The following is a 23,356-nucleotide window of genomic DNA, read 5'->3' as shown; positions in this document are numbered from 1 at the left end:
GAGTTCTGCCCCAAGTTTTTGTAGTTAGTTAGACCCCGGGCCGCCACGGCATGGCCCGACGCCTTCGTGCGTCTTGTGGTGGAACCGGTTCCACCGTGCATAGTCGTCCAAAGAGCCGGCAGGCACGCCACCTTAACTGATGGAAGAAGCGAGGATAGACAAATGAAAAAAACGATTTTGGCTCTCAGCATTGCGCAGATGGCACTTGCGGCCGGCGCAGCTTATGCCCAGCAAGCGTCGCCGGATGCGCCTGCCGCCAGCGATAATATGGAGAAGATCATCGTCACGGCCACCCGCCGCGATACGCTGGTCCAGGACACGCCGCTGGCCATTACCGCCTATACCCAGGACACGCTGGCCAATAATCAGGTCAAGGACCTGGCCACGATGACTGCCATGGTGCCTAGCCTGGTGGTTGAGCCGCACAGCGATTCGGGCGGCGTCCATGTGTACATGCGCGGCGTCGGCTCGGCCAATCACACGGAGCTGGGCGACCCGGCCGTGGCGTTTTATGTGGACGGCATCTATGTGCCGCGTCCACAAGGTGCGACGGCGCTGATGTATGACCTCAACCACGTCGAGGTGGCGCGCGGCCCGCAAGGTACGCTGAATGGCCGTAACTCGACTGCCGGCGCGGTCAACCTGGTGTCCGGTGCGCCCAGCACCAGCAAGGTGTTTGGCTCGGCCAGCATCGTGCTCGGCGACTATCACCACGTGCAAACGCAGGGCATGATTAATATTCCGCTCAGCGACGATATCGCGCTGCGCATCGCTGCCATCAAGGACCAGCACGACGGCTACGTCGATTTCCGCAAGGGTTCGAACGTGATGCCGGGCGCGCAGAAGTATGGCGCCGGCAATCAGCAGGGCGCGCGCGCTTCGCTGCTGTGGAAGTTCACGCCGGACCTGAAGGCGACCTTCATCGTTGACTACTACAGCGACACGGGCGCCGGCAATATCTATCTGTCGGCGGAGCCCAAGCCTGGCCAGGATCTACGCTCGGCCCTGATCGATACCCCGGGCACGCTCGACCAGTCCATCATCACCGCCAAGACCAAGGTGCAATGGCGTCCGGTGGAGGGGATCGAGGCGCAGTATCTGGGGTCGTGGAGCCGTCTGAAACGCAGTAACGCCAGCGATGCAGATGCAGGTTTCTACCCGGGCTTCAAGGCGGAGAACCGCACGGAGTGGGGCCAGTTCGACAGCGTCTCCAACGAGCTGCAACTGCGCTCGGATTCGGAAGCGCCGCTGCAATGGGTGGGCGGCCTGTTCTTCTTCCGCGAGAAGAACAAGATCCGCTTTGATATCGACCGCAGCCAGATTTCGGAAGCCATGCTGGCGCAGGATATCGCCAACGGCAGTGTGATCTTCGTGCAGCCGACCGTGGGCCAGTATGCCTCGGCGATGTCTTTCATCCAGGGCGACCGTCAGCTGCATTCGAAAGCCGCATTTGCACAAGCGAGCTATGAGCTGGATCCGGTGTGGAAGCTGACCGCAGGCGCACGTTACACCAAGGATCACAAATACGATATCGGCGGCCAGAACTGGGCCTGCCCGAACTGGCCTGACAACGCACCGCGCGGCGCGACGCTGACGCCAAGCCAGATCGCGCAGCTGGTGACGCCAGGCGTGGGCACCATCAACACCCACAATATCGGCCCAGGCGGTGTGGTGAACCAGTCCACCTGTGGCAATACCTACGGCGACAACACGGCGGATCTGGCGTATGGCCAGGCCACCTGGCTGGGCCGCGTGGAGTACAAGCTGTCGAAAGATATCCTGACCTTTGCCTCGGTGACCACCGGCTTCCACTCGCCGGCGATCGGCGATGGCGGCGCCACCACCAAGCCGGAAAAGCTGACCAGCTATGAAATCGGCTTCAAGTCGGATCTGCTGGACCACAAGCTGTCGCTGAATATCGATGGGTTCTGGATGAAGTATAAGGACAAGCTGGAGTCGCAGGTGGTCAACAACACGCTGCAGAACTTCAACGCGGCCGGTGCTTCGGTCAAGGGTGTGGAAGCGGAATGGGCATGGCGTCCGACCAATGTGGACCGTTTCAGCGGCAACGCTACCTGGCTCAAGGCGCGCTATGACGATTTCCTGTCGTGCGACGTGGATGCCGCGCGTGCCAATGGCCAGTCCTGCGGCACCACTGCGCCTACCGTCAACGTTGGCGGCAGCGTGCTGAAACACGCGCCGACCTTTGCGGCGACGCTGATGTATGAACATGACTTCACTCTCGGCAAGGGCCGTGTCACGCCGCGCGTGTCGCTGCACCATGAGAGCGAGTCCTTCGTCGGCTCGGGCGCTTTCAGCAACGACGTGCCGGGCCATCCTGGCGTGAAGATGCAGGCTGCCTACAGCACGCTGGACCTGAGCGTGAGGTACGAACCGTTCGGCAAGGCTTACACCGCCGAACTGTTCGTGAACAACGCGACTGACAAGGAAGTGAAGTATGACGCGATTGAAGTCTGCACGCAGGTCGGCGCACCGTGCCAGCCTACGCAGCAGATCTGGGCCGCGTACTACAACAACCCACGCACCATTGGCGCGCGCGTTTCGATGAAGTTTTAGTAGTAGGGGGTAGAAGTAGTTCTTTGGGCTGGCGTGTTCCCCTCGCCAGCCCTTTTTTATGTCTGCTGAAAGGTGACCTGTACGCGCGTGCCGCGGTTTTCAGCTCCGGAGGCGATGCTCAGTTGCGCGCCGTGGCGGGCCGCGATTTCATACGCGATCGGCAGCCCCAGCCCGCATCCGCCAGCCAGTTCGCTGGTGCTGCCGCGATAAAAGCGTTCCAGCACCAGGCCGCGTTCCTGCTCGGGGATGCCGGGGCCATCATCTTCCACCACCAGTGTGACTGGGTTGGCGTTCAGGATCAACGTAACGGTGCCGCCGCTCGACTGATAGCGGATGGCGTTGTCGATCAGATTGCCGATCAACTCGCGCAGCAGGTTGCTTTCACCGGTAATCATCACGCCGTCCTCCGGGCCCTCGTAACCCAGATCGATTTCTTTTTCCAGCGCGGCGTCGGCCCAGCGTTCGACTTCTTCGCGGGCGATGCCGGCCAGGTCGACCGGGGCTAGCTTGAGGTGCTTTTCGGTTTGCTGTTCCGAGCGCATCAGCGTCAGCAACTGTTGTGTCACGTGGTGCAACCGCGTGACCGCCCGGTGCACGTCGCCCAGCGCCTGGTCGTGCTTGAGTGGGTCGCGTTCGCGCAGGACGCGCTGGGTCTGGACTTGCAGCGTCGCCAGTGGCGTACGTAGCTGGTGCGCGGCGTTGGAGATGAAGCGCTTTTGCGAGTCCTGTTCTTCGCTGAGTTTTGTAATCAGGCGGTTGATGGCGCTGATGAGCGGCGCGATTTCAGCGGGCATGCTCTCGGTATCGGCTACCGGCGTCAGGTTGTCGGTTTCGTATGCGCCCAGACGCGCTGCGACGCTGTCCACTTTTCTCAGGTTGCGTGTGACTGCCAGCCAGATAAAGGCGGCTGCCAGCACCAGTACTGCGATCTGCAGCGGCGCCCATTGCGAGAAAATCTTGGTGGCTACGCTCTCGCGCTTGTGCATGGTCTCTGCAACCAGGATGCGTACGGTGTCGTTGATGCCGGCCGGCGCCGGGCGGTCTATCGCGACCACGCGCACCGGCTGATCGTCGATCACGGCGTCGTAAAACTGTGGTCTGGATGGGCGCATGGGCAGCGGCGGCGCTGGCAGGAATGCGTTGCTGAGCAGGTGACCTTGCCGCTCCGACGATGCTTGCCAGTAGATGCGGTCCACCCGGTCCCACTCGAACATCTGGATTGCCGTTGGCGGCAGCACCAGTTGCACCTGCCTGTCGTTTGCCTTGATTTGCGCCGCCAGCGTCATTGCCGAATCCAGCAGCCATTGGTCATGCACCTGATAGCCGACATAGCGGGCAATCAGCATGCCTCCAGCTGCGCCCAAACCCAGCACCGCCAGCAGCGGAACTGCCAGATGGACCAGCAACTGCCGCCGCAGACTGGATTGCGCAGGCTTAGTCATGCGCTGCTTCTTCCAAGCGATAGCCAAGGCCGCGCAGGGCACGGATCAGCGTCTGCGAGTTCGCTTCCGACAGTTTGCGGCGCAGGCGGCTGATGAAGACTTCAATCATGGCCGGATTCTTTTCATCGGCATGGTCGTAGATGTCGTCGACAAACTGGGTCTTGCTCACCACCCGGCCGGGACGGCGCAGCAGCAGCTTGAGCACCGAGGCCTCGGCGGCAGTCAGCGCCAGTTCGCGGCCGTGGATGCTGGCTTGCCGGGTGGCGGGTTCGAACACGATGTCGCAGAACTGGATACGCGATTCCTGCGGTGCACCGCGCCGCAGCAGGGCGCGGATGCGCGCTTCCAGTTCCGGCAAGGCGAAAGGTTTGGCGAGGTAGTCGTCACCGCCCGCATCCAGTCCCGACACACGGTCGTCCAGATCGAAGCGGGCTGTCAGGATCAGCACCGGTGTGGTCATGCCCGCCTTGCGCAGACGGCGCAGCACCTCAAGACCATCCATGTCGGGCAGGCCCAGGTCCAGTATCACCAGGTCGTAGCTGGTGCTTTTGCAGGCGTCGATCGCGGCCTGGCCGTCGAAGACCACGTCGGTGGCGTAGTCGGACTGCGCCAGGGAACTGCTCAGCCCATGGGCAAGTTCCCGGTCGTCTTCAACAAGTAAAAGTGGCATGGCAAGGTTCAGGCAAGGTTGGCTCGGTACTATCACGCGCAAGAATACTGGCCAGGCGCCGCACCATTGTAACTGACACGGAAAATTGCATGGATATGAAGAGTAGGTCGATTGCCATTGCCGCCCTGGCGCTGGCGGCAGCGGTGGTCATCGGATATGAGCTGTCCCCACACCATCCAGCGCAGGCAGCGACGCAGCCGCCCGCAGGGATGGCCGCACCGTCGAATCCCGACGAACTCCAATACCCCAACGGCGCAGCGCAGCTGGAAATGATACGCGCGCAAGTGATGCCCGCAGTCGCCGTGCCGGCTGGCGACACCCTCAGTGCGCGCGTAGTATATGACGAAGATGTCACCGCCCGTCTGGGCGCCAGCGTGGCTGGCCGGGTGGTGGCGATCAAGGCCGCGCCGGGCGATAAGGTACGTAACGGTCAGGTACTGGCTGAAATCGATTCCGCCGATTTCGGCGCAGCGCTTGCGGATTTGAGCAAGGCGCAGGCGGATGAAGAACGCAAGCGCCAGGTCTTCGAACGCGCCAGGGATCTGGTACCGGGCGAGGCGATCGCCAGCAAGGATTGGGAAGCCGCACAGGCCGATTATGCCCAGGCGCGCGCTGAAACGGTACGTGCCGCGCAGCGCGTCAAAAATATCAACCCGCACGGAGTGCGCGGACAGGGGCAGCACCTTGCGCTGGCCAGTCCGATGGACGGCGTGGTGGCCGAACGGACGGTGACGCCGTCGCTGGACGTCGGCCCTGGCATGGCCGCGCCGATGTTCGTGGTGACCAATCCCAAGCGACTGTGGCTGCTGATCGACGTGCCGGAATCCATGCTGGCCAGGATCACGCTCGGCTCCGGCGTCGATGTGGAAAGCGATGCCTACCCTGGAGAGCATTTCAAGGCCGAAATTACCCAGCTGGGGCAGACGGTTGACCCCAACACGCGCCGCGTTGTGGTGCGCGCCCGCGTCGACAACCCGGCCGGTAAATTACTGCCGGAGATGTTCGTGCGTAGCACGCTGCTGCAGGAACAGGGCAGCGCGGTGCGCGTGCCAAACAGCGCGCTGGTCAACCGCGGCTTGTACAACTATATATTCGTGCAGACCGGGAAGGGCCATTTCCAGCGCCGCCAGGTCAAGATGCTGACCCATGGCGGCGATGCCAGCTATCTGGGCGAGGGCGTGAAAGGTGGAGAAAACATCGTCACCAGCGGCGCCTTGCTGCTGGATGCGGAGATGGGCGCCCGTGCAGGTAGTGCGCCATGATAGACCGCTTGATTGTGTTCGCGCTGCGCCAGCGCGTGTTTGTCATGGTGCTGGTTTGTGCGCTGACCGGATTTGGCATTTATGCCTTGTCCAACTTGCCGATTGAGGCTTTTCCCGACGTGCAGGATGTGCAGGTGCGCGTGATCTCCCAGCTTGCCGGGCAGGCGCCGGAAGACATGGAACGCACGGTGACCTTGCCGATTGAGCGTGAGGTGGCCGGCATTCCGCACCTGATTAACGTGCGCTCGGTGACCATGACCGGTCTTTCCATCGTCACGCTGACCTTCGATGACGACACGGACAATTATTTTGCGCGCCAGCAGGTGACGGAAAAGCTGTCCACTGTCACGCTGCCGGCCGGCGTACAGCCGCAGCTTGCGCCGCTGTCGACCGCGGTCGGCGAGGTGTACCGCTATGCGGTGGAAGGCCCGCGCGGCATGCCGGAAGCGGACATCCGCACCTTGCAGGACTGGACCATCCGTCCCGCGCTGCGCATGACGCCGGGCGTGGCCGATGTGGTCAGCTTTGGCGGCACGATCAAGGAATACCAGATCGAAGCCGACCCTTTCCTTCTGCGTAAATACCAGATCACGCTGGACCAGCTTAGCCAGGCCATCAACAATGGTACGGGCAGCGCTGGCGGTGGCCTGCTTAAACTTGGCGACGCTTCGCTGGTGGTGCGTTCCGCGGGCCTGTTCAAGGATCTGGCCGATATCCGCCAGGTCGTCGTGGCGGCGCGCCAGGGCCGCGCCATCACGGTGGGCGATGTGGCGGCCGTGCGGGAAGGCGAACGGCCACGCTTCGGCATCGTTGCGGCGGATGCACGCGACAGCATTGTTGAAGGCATCGTCTCGATGACCAAGGGCGGCAATCCGTCCAAGATCAATGCGGAGCTCAAGGAGCGCATCGCGCAGCTGCAGAAACGGCTGCCGGAGGGCGTGAAGATCGTGCCGATTTACGACCGTACCGATCTGGTTCACCACACGGTGAAGACGGTGGTGGAAAACCTGGTGACGGGCGCGCTGCTGGTGATCGCCATTCTGGTGGTGTTTTTATCGAGCTGGCGGGCGGCGTTGATCGTTGCAACCGTGATTCCACTGGCGCTGCTATTCGCCTTCATCCTGATGCATGCGCGCGGCGTATCGGCCAACCTGATTTCACTGGGGGCGGTGGACTTCGGCATCATCATCGATAGCGCGGTGGTGATTGTTGAAGCGCTCATGGTGCGTATGGCCGTGATGCCGGTGCAGGAAGCGAATCCTATCGAAGCGCGCATGCATGTGCTACACCGGACCATGAGCGACATGGCGCATCCGGTGCTGTTCTCCAAAGCGATCATCATTCTGGCCTTTGTGCCCATCTTTACCTTTCAGCGTGTCGAAGGGAAGATCTTTACGCCGGTGGCGCTGACGCTGTCCTTTGCCCTGGCTGGCGCGGTGCTGCTGACCTTTACCTTGCTGCCAACCCTGCTGTCGTGGACCACGCAGCGCCGGCCGCTGGTGGAAAAGCACAGCCGCTGGCTGACATGGCTGCAGCAGCGTTATCACCGCTTGCTGGACTGGGCGCTGGGCCGCTCCAAACCGGTGCTGTGGCTATCCATGCTGCCGCTGATGGTCGCGTTTGCGCTGGCGCCGCGCCTGGGCAGTGAATTCATGCCCAAGCTGGACGAGGGCAATATCTGGCTGACCATTACCTTGCCGACGTCAGCATCGCTGGACACCACCAAGCAGGTGGAGCGGCTGATGCGCGCCAAACTGATGGCTTATCCGGAAGTGGCGCACATCATCAGCCAGGCCGGCCGCCCGGATGACGGCTCCGATCCTAAAGGTCCCAACAATCTGGAGACGCTGGTTGATCTCAAGCCCCGCGCGCAGTGGCGCTTTGCCGACAAGGAGGCGCTGGTGGCCAGCATGTCCAACAGCCTGGCCGCGATTCCCGGCGTGACGACCAATTTCTCGCAGGTGATCCAGGATAACGTGGAGGAGTCGCTGTCCGGCTTCCGTGGCGAGATCGTCGCCAAAATCAGCGGTAACAACCTCGATGTCCTGGAAAGCAAGGCGCAGCAGCTGGTGGATGTGATCCAGGCGATTCCCGGTGCGACCGACGTCGAAGCGACGCATATCGGCGGCCAGAGCGAAGTGGTGGTCACGCCTGACCGTGGCCGTCTGGCGCGCTATGGCATCACCATCGGCGACGTCAACACCCTGGTCAATGAGGCATTGTCGGGCGCCGCTGTGACCAGCTACTTCGACCAGGACAAGCGTTTTGATGTGGTGCTGAAGATGAATGAACACAATCGCCAGAGCATCGATGCGATCGGCGAACTGCGGCTGGCCGTGCCGGGCACGCAGGTGGGCAATGGCCCGGGCACGGTGGCGCTGCTCGAGGTGGCGGACATCGAGCTGCGCCAGGGCGTGTCGCGCATCCTGCGTGAAACCGGTTCGCGCAGCGTGATCGTCAAAATGAATCTGCTGGGCCGCGACCAAGGCAGCTTTATCGATGAAGCACAGCGCGCGGTCAGTGAGAAGGTGAAGCTGCCGCCTGGTTATGACATCAGCTGGGGGGGGCAGTTTGAAAATTCGCAGCGCGCGGCCAAGCGGCTGGCAGTGATTATTCCGCTGACGATATTGCTGATGTTCTCCCTGTTGTTCTGGGCTTTCCGCTCGGTGCGCCTGGCGGCGCTGGTGCTGGGCATGGTGCCGTTCACCATGATCGGCGGTCTGGCGGGACTGGCGCTGGCGGGGCTGCATCTGTCGGTGTCGGCGGCGGTGGGCTTTATCGCGGTGGCCGGGATCTCGGTGCAGAACGGCGTCATCATGGTGGAGGAAGTCATCCAGCGCGTGCGTGAAGGTGCGACTGTCGGTCTGGCCATCGTGCAGGGCGCCGCGATCCGTCTGCGTCCTATCCTGATGACTGCCCTGATGGCGGGTATGGGCCTGCTGCCGGCTGCGCTGTCGCATGGCATCGGCAGCGAGACGCAACGGCCGTTTGCCTGCGTGATCGTGGGCGGTATCGTCAGCGGGACCATTTTCACCTTGCTGGTGCTGCCGGTTGCACTGCGCCTGTTCGGTAACTTCTCTGAGCCAGTTGATGCTGCGCCGTCCAAATCATGAACCGATATTTATCGACGCTGTCTTTCGGGCCTATTGCCCTGGTTTCCCTGCTGGCCGGTTGTGCTGTCGGGCCGGATTACCAGCGCCCAGCGCTGGACCTGCCGCAGTCGTATGCGCAGACGGCGGCTGCGCAGCACTATGCGCTGCAAAAGGATATCCAGAATAACTGGTGGACCTTGTTCCAGTCGCCCGCGCTCAACACGCTGATCGAACAGGCCTGGGCGGCCAATCCCGGTATCGAGGCTGCCCAGGCGTCCTTGCGTGCGGCGCAGGAAAACGTCTATGCCCAGCAGGGTTACTTCTATCCGACGGTGCAGGCTGGCTATACGCCGTCGCGTACCAAGCTGGCCGGTAATCAGGGTGGCAATTCGCCGGGCGTGCAGGGTAACGGTTCCGTCATCAGCACCACGCAGAATACGCCGGCCAGCGAAGGCGGCACGGCGCCTTTCAACGCGCCAGTGATTTACAACTTCCATACCGCGCAGCTTACCGTTGGCTATACGCCGGACGTGTTTGGCGCCAATCGCCGCCAGCTGGAATCGGCCCAGGCGCAGCAGCGGGTACAGCGCTTCCAGCTGGAGGCGGCGTACATCACGCTGGCCTCGAATGTCGTGGCGGCGGCGTTTCAGGACGCCTTGTTACGGCGGCAGATCGCGCTGGTGCAGGAAACCATCACCGCCAATCAGAACGCGCTGACACTGGCGCAACGCCAGCTTGGCGCCGGCTATATCTCGCGGCTGGACTTCACCGCGCAGCAAGGCGCGCTGGCGCAATCGCGGCAGCTGTTGCCACCGCTGCAAAAGCAGTTTGAGCAGAATCGCGATTTGCTGCGTGTGCTGGCCGGCATCCGTGCTGACGGTGCGGTGCCGGGCTTTGACCTGAGCACCTTCCAGCTGCCGCAGGATCTGCCGCTTACCTTGCCGTCCCACCTGGTCGAGCAACGCCCGGACGTGCGCGCCGCCGAGGAGCTGCTGCGTTCCGCCAGTGCGGAAGTGGGTATTGCACGCGCGGCGCGCCTGCCGCAGTTCTCGATCTCCGGCTCGGCGGGCGGCACAGCCAGCCAGTTCGGCCAGATGTTCTGGAACAGCGGCAAATTCTTCGAGCTGACCGCCAGTGTGACGCAAAGCCTGTTCGACGGCGGCACGCTCAAGCACCGCGAAGCTGCGGCCAATGAATCGCTGCGCGGCGCTGTCGCCACTTATCGTTCGACGGTGGCCGGCGCATTCCAGAATGTCGCCGATGTGCTGCATGCGATCGATACCGACGCGGAAGCGCTGCGCTCGGCCGCGGATGCCAGTGCGGTGGCCAGGGCAGCACTGGAGCTGACCGAACGCCAGCACGCCAAAGGCTATCAGGACCGCCTGGCGCTGATCGCCGCCGAACAGAATGTCCGCCAGGCCGGCATCACGCTGGCGCAGGCACAGGCCAGCCAGTTGGGCGACACCGCCGCCTTGTTCCAGGCGCTCGGCGGCGGCTGGTGGAACAGGAATGAACGTTAGAGAGGAAGATATCATGCGCAAGCTACTAATCAGTATTCTGCCCGCTGTCATTGGCGTGGCGCTCCTGCCGGGTTGCGCAAGCAAGTCGCAGCAAGCCTCCACGGTCGACTGGGACCATGGCGCCAAACATGGCTGGGTGGTAGCGCGCTACGCGCCGGACGCCAGCGGCAGCGCGCTGCCGCCATGCCTGGCCAGTCTGCCGGAAACGGAGTATGTGAAGCACCGCTACGCCAAACTGCGCTATCGCCAGGGCCATCATACGCACGACGTGGTCGCCGAGCTGCCGCCTGGCTTGCCGCTGAATGATGGCCAGCCGGTGGAACTGTGGCCGGCGGATTGCGCGGCCGGACAGCTGGCCCATATCAGTCGTATACTGGCGGCCACTGCGCAAGCCAACGACTGAAGAATATGACGACACTGCTTCCCCATCTGCGCCGCATCGCGGTGCGCCTTAGCCTATGGATGCTGCTGGCGCCACCGCTGCATGCGCAGCAGGGCGACACCGCGCCAGACCTGCGCCTGATTGGCGATATCGGCGCTGGCGTCAACGCCGCGCCGACGGCGGCAAGCGCGCAATCGAATGGCGTCAAGCCCATCCCTTATCTGAATTTCGACTATGGCCCGGTGTTTGCCCGCATCGATACTTTTGGCGTGAAACTGGCGCCCGTGGGGGCCGGCAGTGTGGAGCTGCTCACGCGCGTGCTATCGGACGGCTACACCCCGCGCAACGCCGCTGCCGGCACGGCGCATCGTGCAGACTCGTTGCCACTCGGCGTAGGGACTTTGCAGGTGACGCCAGTGGGGGCGTTGATGGCCAATTTTTACCACGACCTCGGCAAGTCCAAAGGCAATCTGATCGACTTGATGTATGCTGCTGAGCTTCCGCTGGGCGCGCTCACACTGTATCCTCAGGTCGGTATCGAACACCGGTCTGCGGCATATGTCCGTTATTACAATGGTGATGATAGTGCTAATTCGTTGTACCGGGCGGGTGCATCCAACAATACTTTTGCAGCAGTTTTCGTCGAAATGCACCTAAGTGGTCCCTGGTATGCGAATATAAACGTCCGCAGGACCTGGCTTGGAAAAACAATACAAAATAGTCCTCGGGTGCAGCGCACCACGCTGGACACCAGCTTAGTATCACTAAGCTACCGTTTCAACTGAAAAAACCAAAACGGGATAGAGATGAAAACAATCACACTGCCGGGCGGCGATCATGCTGTCCTGGCGCTGCATGGCTTGCTGGGTAACCCGCTTGAAATGCAGTATCTGGGCAAGCGCTTGCAGAAGGCCGGTTACACGGTCGTCATTCCGCTGATCCCAGGCTACGGTTATGCCACCGGGGCAGGGCAGTCGTACCGCACCACGAATTACCAGCAATGGTACGAGGAAGTCGTACGTCATTTTGATGAGCTGAAGGCCAGGCATAAAACCGTCTCGGTGACCGGCTTGTGCATCGGCGCGGTGCTGGCGCTGCGGCTGGCGATGGAACGCGGCGACGAAATCGCCGCGCTGTCGCTGTTGTCTACCACGCTGGCCTATGACGGCTGGAGCCTGCCGTGGTACCGCTTCCTGCTGCCGCTGGCGTACTACACGCCGGCGCGCTATCTGTACGCCTACCACGAACGTCATCCGTTTGGCCTGAAAAACGAAAACCTGCAGCGCTGGATTGCGCGTGAAATGAAGGTGAGCGGTTCGTCGGCGGCGGGCGCCTCGCGGCTGTCGGCCGAGGGCATTTTCCAGGCGCACCGTCTGATTAAAGAGGTGCGGCGCGGCCTGCCGCAGGTGCGTACGCCGGCCTTGATCATTCACGCGGAAGAAGATGATGTCGCCAGCACGCGCAGTGCGGATCTGGTTGAATCCAGCATCAGCTCTGCCTCGCGTCGCAAGATCATCCTGCATGACAGCTATCACATCATTACACTGGATAATGAAAAAGAGATCGTGGCGGATGAAACCGTCGCGTTTATCGATAGCCATGCACAGGCATTTAATCAACATCTGAAAACCGCTTAAGCGAAACACTTATATATCATGACCACTTCACTGCCGACCGTTATCAACCTGCTGGCCAAGAGCCTGGATATTCCGCCTGAATCGATTACCGGCGACACCGAGCTGGAAACGCTGGGCGCAGATTCCTTGACGGTGATCGAGGTGATTTTTGACCTCGAAGAACAATTCAACATCCAGGTCGGCGACGAGCGTCCTGACCTCAAGACCGTGCAGGACATCGCCGACCAGGTCGACCGCCGCGTCGCCGCCAAAGCAGAGGCGCCATGAGCAATCGCCGTGTCGTGATTACCGGGCTGGGCGCCATTTCGGCGCTGGGTGTCGGCGCAGAACGCAATTTCCAGCAAGCCTTGCAAGGCCAGAGCGGCATCCACCTGCTGGAGCTGCCCGGCAACCACCAGCGCGCCGGCATCCCGGCGGCGCAAATCCGTTTTCCCCTGCCTGAACTCATCAAGTCATCCGAGCATGCGCTGTTCGACCGCCACGCCCTGCTGGGCTGGTCGGCTGCCAGCGAGGCGCTGCAGCAGTCCGGCGTGACGGTTGGCGATGAGCTGTCGGAGCAGAGCGGCGTATTCTGGGGCACCGGCATGGGCGGCGCCTCGACGGTGGAAGCAGGTTATGTGGACCTGTTCGTCGAAGGCAAATCGCGCGTGCGTCCGATGTCGGTGGTCGCCGCCATGAACAACGCGGCGGCGTCGCAGATTGCCTTGCGTTGCCAGTTCAAGGGTTCGGTCAACAACTACAGCAATGCTTGCGTGTCGTCGGCACAGGCCATCGGTGAGGCGTATCGCCACATCCATCACGGCTATGCGGAACGCGTGCTGGCGGGCGGCTCGGAAGCGCTGCTGAGCTATGGCGTGGTGAGCGCCTGGGAAGCGTTGCGCGTGCTGGCCGCGGCGGATGCGGGCGACATCGCCCGTTCGTGCCGGCCGTTCTCGGAAAAACGCACCGGCCTGGTGCTGGGCGAGGCATCGGCTGCAGTGATGCTGGAGTCGCTGGAATCGGCACAGCGCCGTGGTGCGACCATTCTGGCGGAACTGGTGGGCTATGGCGCCAGCAATGACTCCACCCACATCACCAAGCCGGACGCCGATGGCCAGGCCCGCGCGATGGGCATGGCGCTGCGTCACGCAGGCCTGGACGCCGCGCAAATCGGCTACATCAACGCCCACGGCGCTGGTACGGCTGCGGGCGATCTGACCGAGACCCAGTCCATCCGCCAGGCTTTCGGCGCAGCCGCCGACAAGCTGATGGTCAGTTCCACCAAATCCGTCCACGGCCACACGCTGGGCGCGGCGGGCGCACTGGAATTCGTCATGACGGTGCAGGCGCTTGCCAGCGGTTCGATTCCGCCGACCGCCTTCCTCGACCAGCGCGATGCGCAGTGCGACCTGGATTATGTGCCATTGCAGGCCCGTCATGGCCAGGCGATGGAAGCTGCCATGTCGAACTCCTTCGCGTTTGGCGGCAGCAATGTGGCGCTGATCGTTCAACGCTACTAGGCAGCACCCGGCGGCAGGCGCATGCTGAACAGGGCGCCGCCGCCTGACTGATTGGCCACTTCCAGTCGGCCGCCATGGGCCTTCATGATTGCCTGCGAGAGCGCCAGGCCCAATCCAAAACCCTCCACATCCCCGGCACGCGGACGCGAACCGCGGAAGAAGCGGTCGAACACAAAGGGCATTTCCGCTTCATCCAGACCGGAACCCTGATCGGCGATCGCCAGCAGCGCGCCTTCCTCATCCGCCTTGAGGCTGATGGTAATGCGGCTGCCTTGCGGCGAAAACTTGATGGCGTTGTCCAGCAGGTTGCGCAGCACTAGCCCGAGCGGCCCCAGGTCCACCTCCGGCGTCGTGGCCAGCTGATTGACCAGCACCAGCGTGATCCGGCGTTCATCGGCGACCGGCTGCATGCGTTGCATGGTGTCTGTCGCGAGCTGCTCCAGCGTCCCCAGTTCGGTCGGTGCGCGTTCCTGGCCGGCGTCGATACGGGCCAGCATCAGCAGCTCTTCTACCAGCATGGTCAGGCGTTCCACTTCGTCCAGGCAGGAGCGCAGGGCGCCGACGTAGGACTCGGTATCGCGCGGCCGGCGCAAGGTAATCTCGATTTCCGCGCGCAGCCGCGACAGCGGCGAGCGCAGTTCATGCGAGGCATCCGCCGTAAAGCGGCGCTGCACTTCAAACGCCTGCTCGATTCGTTCCAGCATGGCGTTCAGCGTATCCACCAGGTGGCTGATTTCATCCTCGCCACCAGGGTGGGGCAGGCGCTGGTGCAGATTGCTGTCGCCGATCTGGTGCGCCTGGTTGACGATGTTTTCGATGGCGACAAACAGCTTGCTGGACAAGCGCGCACCGGCCCAGCCGACCGCCGCCAGCAAGGCCACCGCCATCGCCGCGAACAGCGATGCCGCGGATTGCAGAATATGGTTGGCGTCGTCCAGCGAGCCCGCCACCTGTACCGCGTAACGCTGGCCCAGTCCGCGCGAAGGCAGGGACACCATGCGCAGCGGTTCTTCGCTGGTATCGGGCAGGGTGTCGAACACCGTTTCGCCAGCCGTCAGCCGCGCCAGCAGCGCCGGTGGCGCCGGCAGTTTTTCCGAGCCGAGGTTGGCGCTGCGGGCCAGTATCCGGCCATCGGCATCGATGATCTGCACCAGGCGGTCCAGCCGCGTCAGCGACGGTGGCGCGCTGCCGCTGGCGGCTTCATGGATGCGTACCGGCGCGCCGTTACCATCGGCCAGCATGGCCAGTTCGGTTTCCGCCAGCGCCAATAATGCGGCGTCGAGCTGGCGATTGACGGACTGCGACAACACCCACCATCCGGCGGCGGCAGTCGCGCCGATCGCGGCCAGCACGGCCAGCAGGTGGACCAGCACCAGTCGCCGGCGCAGGCTAAGCACCGTCATGCTCCGGCAGCGCCAGACGGAAGCCGCGTCCGCGTACGGTGGCGATCAGCGCCGCCTGGCCAGGCGCGTCAACTTTGCGGCGCAGGTTTTTGATGTGGACGTCCATCAGGTTGTCGATGGCGATCAGGTCCGCATGCCAGACGTGTTCCGCCAGCTGCTGACGACTGACGACCGCGCCCGTGTGCTGCATGAACAGTTCGAGGATGGCGTATTCCTTGGGCGTCAGATCCAGTTTGGCGCCCGCGCGCGTGACGGCGCGGCTGCGCAGATCGAGCAGCAGGTCGGCCACCTGCAACGCGGCCGGCGGCTGCACGCGTTCCACCCGGCGCAGCAGCGCGCGCACCCGCGCCAGCAGTTCATCGAAGACGAAAGGCTTGGTCAGGTAATCGTCGGCGCCTGTATTCAGGCCGGTGATGCGGTCGGCGACGGCGTCGCGCGCCGTCAGCATCAGCACCGGCAAAGTCTGGCCGTCTGCGCGCCATTCGGCACACACGGTGACGCCGTCCTTCCCCGGCATCATCCAGTCGAGGATGGCCATGTCGAACCGCGAGAGCGCGTGATGGCTGGCTTCCTCCGCCGAATGGGCGACCGTCACCGCGTAGCCTTCTTCTTCCAGGCCACGTGCCAGCAGGCGGGCTGCCTTGTGATCGTCTTCTACCAACAAGATGTGCATGGTCGAGAGTATAGCAGTGCCGGCGCAGGCCTTTTCTGAAGAAGAATTCAGGATGCGGTGCAGCAAATTTACTTAACATGCTCGCACTAAGGAGGGTACCGCCATGACAACAACAACTCTGAAAAACTTCTATCTGCCGTGTGCACTGGGCATCGCTGCCTTTGCTGTGACCGGGTGGAGCGTTTACGGCCTGCAGGCCAGGGAAGCCGCCGCGCCGCAGCCAGAACCCGCGCTGGTGCATGAAGGCGATTTGCTGCGCCTGCCGCAAAAATCGCCATTGCGACGTTCGCTGGTGGTGCAGGCTGTGGCCGATCAAACCGTGCAGGCGCCATTCATTTTGCCGGCGGTGGTGGAAGCCGATCCCGCGCGCCTGGTGAAGGTATTGCCACCGCTGGCGGGGCGCATCGTTCGTCTCAACAAGCAGCTTGGCGATGCCGTGCAAGCCGGCGAGGTGCTGTTCGTGATCGACGCACCAGATTTCGCGCAAGCCAACGCTGACGCCACCAAGGCGCAATCGGCACTGACGCTGGCGCGCCGCAATCTGGAACGCCAGCGGGAACTGGACAAGTCGGACATCGCCGCGCGCCGCGACCTGGAGCAGGCGCAGAGCGACTACGAGCAGGCCGCCAGTGAAGCGGCGCGCGCCAATGCGCGTTTGAGCCAGGCTGGTGGCGCCGGTGCTGGCGGTACTGCAGTTGCAGGCGGCAAGCTGGCCGTGCGTTCGCCGATCCCGGGCCGCGTGGTCGCGCTGGCCGCGGCCGAAGGCGGTTACTGGAACGACGCTACCGCACCGCTGATGACGGTGGCGGATCTGTCGCGTGTGTTCGTCAGCGCCAATGCACAGGAAAAGGACTTGAACCAGCTGTACGTCGGCCAGCAGGCGGCGATCCGGCTGGATGCCTACCCGGAGCCGTTGAAGGGGCAGGTCGGTTATGTCAGCGAGATGCTGGACGCGGATACGCGTACGGTCAAGGTGCGTATGCCTTTCGATAATCGCGATGGCCGCCTCAAGCCGGGCATGTTTGCCGAAGCCACGCTGCTGGCGCGCGCACACCCAGGCATTGTGGTGCCGATGTCCGCCATCATCCAGAACGGTTTTGCCAGCCGCGCTTTTGTGGAAGTCAAGCCGTGGCAATTCCAGCCGCGTGAACTCAAGCTGGGCGCGCAGATCGGTGAACAGGTGGAAGTGCTGTCCGGCTTGAAAGCAGGTGAGCGTATCGTGGTCAAGGATGGAGTGCTGCTGAATGATTGAACGTCTGGTCACCCTGTGCTTTAACCGGCGCGGCATCGTCTCGCTGATTTTCCTGATGGTGGCGTTGTACGGCGCTTACTGCTGGACGCAGCTGCCGTTGGAAGCTTACCCGGATATCGCCGACACCACCTCGCAGGTGGTCACGCAAGTCAATGGTCTGGCCGCCGAAGAGGTGGAGCAGCAGATCACCATTCCGCTCGAGCGCGAGATCATGGGGACGCCGGGCATGCATGTGATGCGCTCGAAATCCACCTTTGGCCTGTCGCTGATTACCGTGGTGTTCCAGGACGGTGCGGAAGACTACTGGTCGCGCCAGCGCCTGCAGGAGCGTATTGCGGGCGTCAGCCTGCCGTATGGCGCGCAGCCTGCGCTTGATCCTTTGACCTCGCCGATCGGCGAAATCTACCGCTACACGCTGGAGTCGAAAACGCGCGATCTGCGCGAACTGTCGGAGCTGCAGCGCTGGAAGGTGATTCCGCGCCTGAAGCAGGCTGCCGGCGTGGTTGATGTCAGCAATTTCGGCGGGCTGACCACGCAATTCCTGCTGGAGTTTGATCCGGCCAGGCTGTCCAAGTACAACCTGTCGCTGGCGCAGATCACGCAAGCGATTGCCGCCAACAACGCCAATGCCGGCGGCAGCGTGCTGACGCGCGGCGAACAAGGCCTGGTGGTGCGCGGCGTGGGCCTGATCCACAGCCTGGATGACCTGGGCAATATCGTTGTCACGCAGAAGGATGGCGTGCCGGTGCTGGTGAAAGACCTGGGCAATGTCACGCTGGGCAATCAGGAGCGCCACGGTGTGCTGGGCAAGGACCATGTGTCGGATACGGTCTCCGGCATCGTGCTGCTGCTGAAAAACGAGAATCCGTCGCGCGTGATTGCCGGCGTCCATGAAGCCGTGCAGGATCTGAACGACCACCTGCTGCCCAAGGATGTCAAGGTCGTGCCCTATATGGACCGCAGCACGCTGGTGGACGCCACCGTGCACACCGTCGGCAAGACGCTGATTGAAGGCGTGGTGCTGGTGACGCTGGTGCTGGTGCTGTTCCTCGGCAGCCCGCGTGCGGCGCTGATCGCGGCTGCGGCGATTCCGGTATCGCTGATGATCGCCTTCATCCTGATGCACCACTTTAAAATTCCGGCGAATCTGCTGTCGCTGGGCGCAATCGACTTCGGCATCATTGTGGATGGCGCGATTTTCGTGCTGGAGAATATCCTGCGCAAACGTGAAGAGCAGCCCGAAGGCCTGATGTCCGGCCAGGCTGCGCTGAAGGCCACGCTGCAGGTGATGCGCCCAACCTTCTTTGGCATGCTGGTGATTATGATTGCCTACCTGCCGCTGTTCGCCTTCCAGCGCATCGAGTACAAGCTGTTCTCGCCGATGGCGTTTGCCGTGGGCTTCGCCCTGCTTGGCGCTCTGCTGATGACGATGATGCTGATACCCGGCATGGCCTTCTGGGCTTTCCGCAAACCGCGCAAGATTTTCCATAACCCGTTGCTGGAATGGCTGATGCCGCGCTACGAAGCGCTGTTGCAACGGCTGGTCGGCAAGTCGCGGCTGGTGCTGGTCCTGGCCGGCGCAACGCTGGCGGGCGTGATCCTGCTGGGCGGCGCTATCGGCCGCGACTTCCTGCCGACGCTGGACGAAGGCTCGATCTGGCTGCAAGTGACGCTGCCGCCTGGTATCTCGCTGACCAAAGCCACCCAGATGGCCGACGCGTTGCGCGAAACCACGCTGAAAGAACCGCAGGTCGCCCATGTGGTGACGCAGCTGGGCCGCAATGACGAGGGCACGGACCCGTTCACGCCATCGCACATCGAGTGCGCGGTGACGCTGCATCCTTATAGCGAGTGGCCGTCCGGCATGAGCAAGCAGGATCTGATCGACAAGCTGGCCGCGCGCTACCGCGAGCTGCCGCGTACCGACGTCGGTTTCTCGCAGCCGATGATCGACGGTGTGCTGGACAAGCTGGCCGGCGCCCACAGCGATCTGGTGGTCAAGGTTTATGGTGAAGACTTCCACCAGACCCGCAAGCTGGCCAGCGCGGTCGAGCATCTGCTGCGCACCGTGCCGGGCGCGGAAGATGTCATCATCGACCAGGAACCGCCGTTGCCGCAGGTGCGGATTGATGTTGACCGCGCGGCGGCCGCACGCCTTGGCATCAACGTGGCCGACGTGATGGCGCTGATCCAGACCGGTATCGGCGGCAGCCCGGTGGCGCAAGTGTTTGTCGATGACCGCAGCTACGACGTGGCGGCGCGCTTCAGCGGCAATACCCGCAACAATCCGCAGGCGATTGGCGATCTGGTGCTGAATGCCGCCAACGGCGCACACGTGGCGCTGGCGCAGGTGGCGCATATCCGTCTGGCGGAAGGCGAAACCACGATTACCCGCGAGATGAACCGCCGCCACCTGACCGTGCGGACCAATCTGCGCGGCCGTGACCTGTCGTCCTTCCTGGAGGAAGCGCAGTCGCGCATCGAACGCGAGGTGGCTTACGACCATGCGCGTTACCAGATCACCTGGGGCGGCCAGTTCGAAAACCAGAAGCGTGCGCAGGCGCGTCTGGCGGTGATTGTGCCGGCAGTATTGGCGCTGATGTTTGTGATGCTGTTCTCCGAGTTCGGCAACCTGCGCCAGCCTGGCCTGATTCTGCTGGCGGTGCCGCTGTCGCTGCTGGGTGGCCTGGTCGCCCTGCAAATGCGCGGGATGACACTGAACGTATCGTCGGCAGTGGGCTTCATCGCCTTGTTTGGCGTCTCGGTGCTGAACGCGGTGGTGATGCTGGCTAACCTGAACCGCTGGCGCAAGCTGCTGCCGGACGATCTGCGCACGGCGGTCATCAACGGCGCGCGCGAACGTGTGCGTCCGGTGCTGACCACCGCCACGGTAGCCGCCTTGGGCCTGGTGCCGGCGGCGCTGGCCCATGGCCTGGGCAGCGATGTGCAGCGGCCGCTGGCCACGGTGGTGGTCGGCGGGCTGGTGACAGCCACCGTGCTGACGCTGGTGCTGCTGCCAGCCTTGTATTACCTGATTGAAGATCGCGTCGCGCGCCGCGCCGGCCCGGACGGCAAGGTAACGCTGGATGCGATGGAAGGAGATAACGTATGATGAAAAAGCTTGTTCCCACTGCGCCGGCTGTGGCGGCGGCGTTGCTGGCTGCATCACTGGCCGCCTCGCTGGCTGGCTGCGCGGCCGGCCCCGATTTTGTCCGTCCCGCTGCGCCAGCCGTGGACCGCTACACGGCAGAGGCGCTGCCCGAAGTGGCAGACCAGCGCTATACCCTGGGGCAGGATGTGCCATCACAGTGGTGGACGCTGTTTGGCTCCGATGAACTGAACGCGCTGGTCGAGGCGGCGCTGGCCGCCAACCCGGACCTGCAGGCGGCCGAAGCGGGCCTGCGCGCAGCGCGTGAAACCGCTGCCGCACAACGCGGCACGCTGTGGCCAAGTGTCGATCTGCATTTCCAGCCGACGCGCCAGAAGATCGCCAATCCGGTGGCCAGTCCGGCCGCCTCGGGCGCCAGCCTGTACTCGCTGCATACGGCGCAGCTGAACATTGGCTACACGCCAGATGTCTTCGGCGGCTCGCGCCGTGCACTGGAGGCCGTCGATGCGCAAACCGATGTGACGCGCTTCCAGCGTGACGCCGCACGGCTGTCGCTGACGTCCAACCTGGTGCTGGCCGCGATCACCGAGGCTTCGCTACACGCCCAGCTCGACGCCACGGTGGCCTTGGTGGAAAACGCCCGCAAACAGCTGGACGCGGTACGCAAGCAGCAAGGGGCAGGGCAGCTGGGCGCGGCGGACGTCGCTGCGCAGGAAGCACTGCTGGCGCAGATGGAGGCGACGCTGCCGCCAGTGGAAAAACAACTGGCGCAGCAGCGTGACCTGCTGGCGGTGCTGGCCGGCCGCCTGCCAGGTGCGGGCGTGACGCAGCGTCTGGCGTTTGCCGCGCTGCGCTTGCCGGAGCAGCTGCCGCTTAGCCTGCCGGCGCGATTGATCGAGCAGCGTCCTGACATCCGCGCAGCCGAAGCCGAGCTGCATGCGGCCAGTGCGCAGATCGGCGTCGCCAAGGCGGCGCGCTTGCCGGATATTTCGCTGTCGGCGACCCTGGGCAGTGCGGCGCTGAGTACGGGTACGCTGTTCAAGGCCGGCAATGGCTTCTGGAGCATTGGTGCGGACCTGGTACAACCGCTGTTCCATGGCGGTGCGCTCAAACATCAGCAACTGGCGGCCGAGGCAAGCTACGACCAGGCCGCGGCACAGTACCGCAGCGTGGTGCTGACGGCGTTCCAGGACGTGGCCGATACACTGCATGCGATTGAAGCCGACAGCCGCTCGCTGCGCGCGTTGGCCTCAGCCGAGCAGGCGGCCGGCCGCAGCCTGGCGATAGCCCGGCGCCAGTGGCAGGCGGGCGCCGTGGGCCATCCGGTGGTGCTGCAGGCGGAGCAGGCATACCAGCAGGCGCTGCTGGCGCGCATACAGGCGCAGGCCGTCCGCTACGCGGACACGGTCGCGCTGTTCCAGGCATTGGGAGGTGGCTGGCGGGAGGATGCATGAGAACCGCCATGCTGATGGCGTGGATGCTGTCCGGTTGCGCCGCCGTCTATGACAGCGTCTACAACTACGAAGAAGGGTGGCGTGACGCCGTGGTGGAAAGCATCTCGCCCGACGCGACGCAGCTGGCGCAGGCCAGCGTCGATTGTCGCCGCATAGTGCCGCAAGGGCGCTATGTCTATGTGCGCTACGAGTCGGCGCTGCGGCCCCGGCACGCCGTTGTGGCGGTGCCGGAGAACGTGGAGATACAGGTCAGTCAGCGGGTGTACATCAACATCCGCGACTGCAGCCAGGTTATTGTGCCGGAGGCGCCACCGAGCCGCGACGGGTAACGGTAACCGGGAAATCGCGCGTGATCTCGTGCCGGGTGCCGTAGCAGATGTTGAGCAGCCAGCGCACCGCATTTTGCGTCAGCTGCTGCATCGGGATGTGCACCGAGGTCAGGCCCGGCGACGAGAATTCTGCCGAGTAGTCATCGTCGTAGCCGACAATCGAAACGTCGTTCGGCACGCGGACGCCGGCGCGGTGGAAGCAGGACATGGCGCCCACCGCCATTTCATCATTGGCGCAGAACAGGCCCGTGAACTGGCGGCCTTCGTTAATCAGCTGCTGCGTGGCGCCAAAGCCGCCTTCGCGCGAGAAGTCCGATGGAATCTGGCGCACCGAATCGCGCGCAATGCCGGCGCGCTCCAGCGCATCAAAGAAGCCGTGCAGACGTTCCTCATTGTCCGAGGTGCCGACCGGGCCAGAGATTACCGCCAGCCGGCGATGACCTGCGTCCAGCAAGGTGCGCGCCGCCAGTTCACCGCCGTGGTAGTGGTCGGGGCAGAACGAGGACGACTCCAGCTCCAGGCTGCGGCGGTTCAGGAACGCCATCTTTGGATGCATCTTGTGCAGCATCTGCATGTCTTCGTCCAGCAGGTCGTGGCCCAGCACGACGATGCCGTCGCAATCGCGGCCGATCAGGAACTTGACGGCTTCAATCGCTTCGTCGCGCGGCGTGCCGTCGCCGCAGCCGGTGGCCACCACCACGTGGCGGCGCATGGCGCGCAGTTCAATGTCGGTCTGTTTGAGGATGGTGCCGTAGTAGGCGCCGAAGAAGGAGGGAGCGAAAATGCCGATCATGCCCAGTGACTGCGCCGATAGCGAGCGGCCGATGGAGGAAGGGCGGAAATTCAGCTGTTCGATGGCGGCTTGTACTTTTTTCATCGCCTCGGCCGATACCGGGCCGGCGCCTGAAATGGCGCGCGATGCTGTCGACATGCCTACACCGGCGAGCATTGCGACGTCTTTCAGTGTGGCCACACAATCTCCTATAGAAAAGAGGGCGTTAAGCCACTATCCTAACATGGTATAATGTTCGATTGCTCGTAATTCTTGTGACGTT

General features: G+C 63.3%; 18 protein-coding genes. 13 read left to right on the top strand and 5 right to left on the bottom strand.

From position 1 onward, the window contains the following. The first annotated feature begins 162 nt into the window (after positions 1–162). The gene (locus GTP58_RS29140; RefSeq protein ID WP_161080436.1) at positions 163–2,577 is read left to right on the top strand and encodes a TonB-dependent receptor; all 2,415 of its coding nucleotides are present in this window, start codon (positions 163–165) and stop codon (positions 2,575–2,577) included. 56 nt (positions 2,578–2,633) lie between these two features. On the opposite strand, the gene GTP58_RS29135 is transcribed toward GTP58_RS29140, so the two are convergent. Further along, a complete protein-coding gene (locus tag GTP58_RS29135; protein WP_161080435.1) occupies positions 2,634–4,019 on the bottom strand; it encodes a sensor histidine kinase in 1,386 nt (461 codons plus the stop codon). Then, positions 4,012–4,689, bottom strand: coding sequence for a response regulator transcription factor (locus GTP58_RS29130; RefSeq protein ID WP_161080434.1), 678 nt, complete (start codon positions 4,687–4,689; stop codon positions 4,012–4,014). Before GTP58_RS29130 ends, GTP58_RS29135 begins: the two co-directional genes overlap by 8 nt. 89 nt (positions 4,690–4,778) lie before the next feature. On the opposite strand from GTP58_RS29130, the gene GTP58_RS29125 reads away from it, so the two are divergent. From GTP58_RS29125 to GTP58_RS29090, 8 genes are read left to right on the top strand one after another with little or no spacing between them, the layout of a single operon-like run. Then, on the top strand, positions 4,779–5,951 hold the full coding sequence (locus GTP58_RS29125; protein ID WP_161080433.1) for an efflux RND transporter periplasmic adaptor subunit: 1,173 nt from the start codon (positions 4,779–4,781) through the stop codon (positions 5,949–5,951). Next, positions 5,948–9,064 (top strand): efflux RND transporter permease subunit, encoded by a 3,117-nt coding sequence (locus tag GTP58_RS29120; RefSeq protein WP_161080432.1) that lies wholly within the window; start codon positions 5,948–5,950, stop codon positions 9,062–9,064. The genes GTP58_RS29125 and GTP58_RS29120 overlap by 4 nt, the downstream gene beginning before the upstream one ends. After that, positions 9,061–10,563 (top strand): efflux transporter outer membrane subunit, encoded by a 1,503-nt coding sequence (locus GTP58_RS29115; RefSeq protein ID WP_161080431.1) that lies wholly within the window; start codon positions 9,061–9,063, stop codon positions 10,561–10,563. The genes GTP58_RS29120 and GTP58_RS29115 overlap by 4 nt, the downstream gene beginning before the upstream one ends. Before the next feature lie 13 nt (positions 10,564–10,576). Next, complete coding sequence (locus GTP58_RS29110) at positions 10,577–10,966, top strand: hypothetical protein (protein ID WP_161080430.1); 390 nt, start codon at positions 10,577–10,579, stop codon at positions 10,964–10,966. Between the two features lie 5 nt (positions 10,967–10,971). Continuing rightward, a complete protein-coding gene (locus tag GTP58_RS29105) occupies positions 10,972–11,730 on the top strand; it encodes a MipA/OmpV family protein (protein ID WP_229215790.1) in 759 nt (252 codons plus the stop codon). 21 nt (positions 11,731–11,751) lie between these two features. Continuing rightward, positions 11,752–12,582, top strand: coding sequence for a carboxylesterase (locus GTP58_RS29100; protein WP_161080429.1), 831 nt, complete (start codon positions 11,752–11,754; stop codon positions 12,580–12,582). An 18-nt stretch (positions 12,583–12,600) separates the two neighbouring features. Further along, positions 12,601–12,849 (top strand): acyl carrier protein, encoded by a 249-nt coding sequence (locus GTP58_RS29095; RefSeq protein WP_072787361.1) that lies wholly within the window; start codon positions 12,601–12,603, stop codon positions 12,847–12,849. Continuing rightward, positions 12,846–14,081, top strand: coding sequence for a beta-ketoacyl synthase (locus GTP58_RS29090; RefSeq protein WP_072787360.1), 1,236 nt, complete (start codon positions 12,846–12,848; stop codon positions 14,079–14,081). The genes GTP58_RS29095 and GTP58_RS29090 overlap by 4 nt, the downstream gene beginning before the upstream one ends. On the opposite strand, the gene GTP58_RS29085 is transcribed toward GTP58_RS29090, so the two are convergent. Beyond that, a complete protein-coding gene (locus GTP58_RS29085; protein WP_373924795.1) occupies positions 14,078–15,478 on the bottom strand; it encodes a sensor histidine kinase in 1,401 nt (466 codons plus the stop codon). The genes GTP58_RS29090 and GTP58_RS29085 overlap by 4 nt on opposite strands. Continuing rightward, positions 15,471–16,157, bottom strand: a complete 687-nt coding sequence (locus tag GTP58_RS29080) for a response regulator transcription factor (protein WP_161080427.1) — start codon at positions 16,155–16,157, stop codon at positions 15,471–15,473. Before GTP58_RS29080 ends, GTP58_RS29085 begins: the two co-directional genes overlap by 8 nt. 103 nt (positions 16,158–16,260) lie before the next feature. Here GTP58_RS29080 and GTP58_RS29075 point away from each other — a divergent pair, with 103 nt between their 5' ends. The 4 genes from GTP58_RS29075 to GTP58_RS29060 are packed head-to-tail and all read left to right on the top strand — an operon-like array spanning position 16,261 to position 22,301. Further along, complete coding sequence (locus tag GTP58_RS29075) at positions 16,261–17,409, top strand: efflux RND transporter periplasmic adaptor subunit (protein WP_161080426.1); 1,149 nt, start codon at positions 16,261–16,263, stop codon at positions 17,407–17,409. Then, positions 17,402–20,521 (top strand): efflux RND transporter permease subunit, encoded by a 3,120-nt coding sequence (locus tag GTP58_RS29070; protein WP_161080425.1) that lies wholly within the window; start codon positions 17,402–17,404, stop codon positions 20,519–20,521. Before GTP58_RS29075 ends, GTP58_RS29070 begins: the two co-directional genes overlap by 8 nt. Then, complete coding sequence (locus GTP58_RS29065; RefSeq protein ID WP_373924793.1) at positions 20,518–21,972, top strand: efflux transporter outer membrane subunit; 1,455 nt, start codon at positions 20,518–20,520, stop codon at positions 21,970–21,972. Before GTP58_RS29070 ends, GTP58_RS29065 begins: the two co-directional genes overlap by 4 nt. After that, positions 21,969–22,301, top strand: a complete 333-nt coding sequence (locus tag GTP58_RS29060) for a hypothetical protein (protein ID WP_161080424.1) — start codon at positions 21,969–21,971, stop codon at positions 22,299–22,301. The genes GTP58_RS29065 and GTP58_RS29060 overlap by 4 nt, the downstream gene beginning before the upstream one ends. Here GTP58_RS29060 and GTP58_RS29055 read toward each other — a convergent pair. Continuing rightward, a complete protein-coding gene (locus GTP58_RS29055; RefSeq protein WP_373924792.1) occupies positions 22,264–23,274 on the bottom strand; it encodes a LacI family DNA-binding transcriptional regulator in 1,011 nt (336 codons plus the stop codon). The two genes, GTP58_RS29060 and GTP58_RS29055, sit on opposite strands and share 38 nt — an antisense overlap. Between the last annotated feature and the right edge of the window lie 82 nt (positions 23,275–23,356).

The organism is Duganella sp. CY15W (assembly GCF_009857555.1).
Taxonomy (GTDB): Bacteria; Pseudomonadota; Gammaproteobacteria; order Burkholderiales; family Burkholderiaceae_D; genus Rugamonas; species Rugamonas sacchari.
Note: the sequence above shows the minus strand (reverse complement) of the source record. Positions and strands in the feature narration are given on the sequence as shown.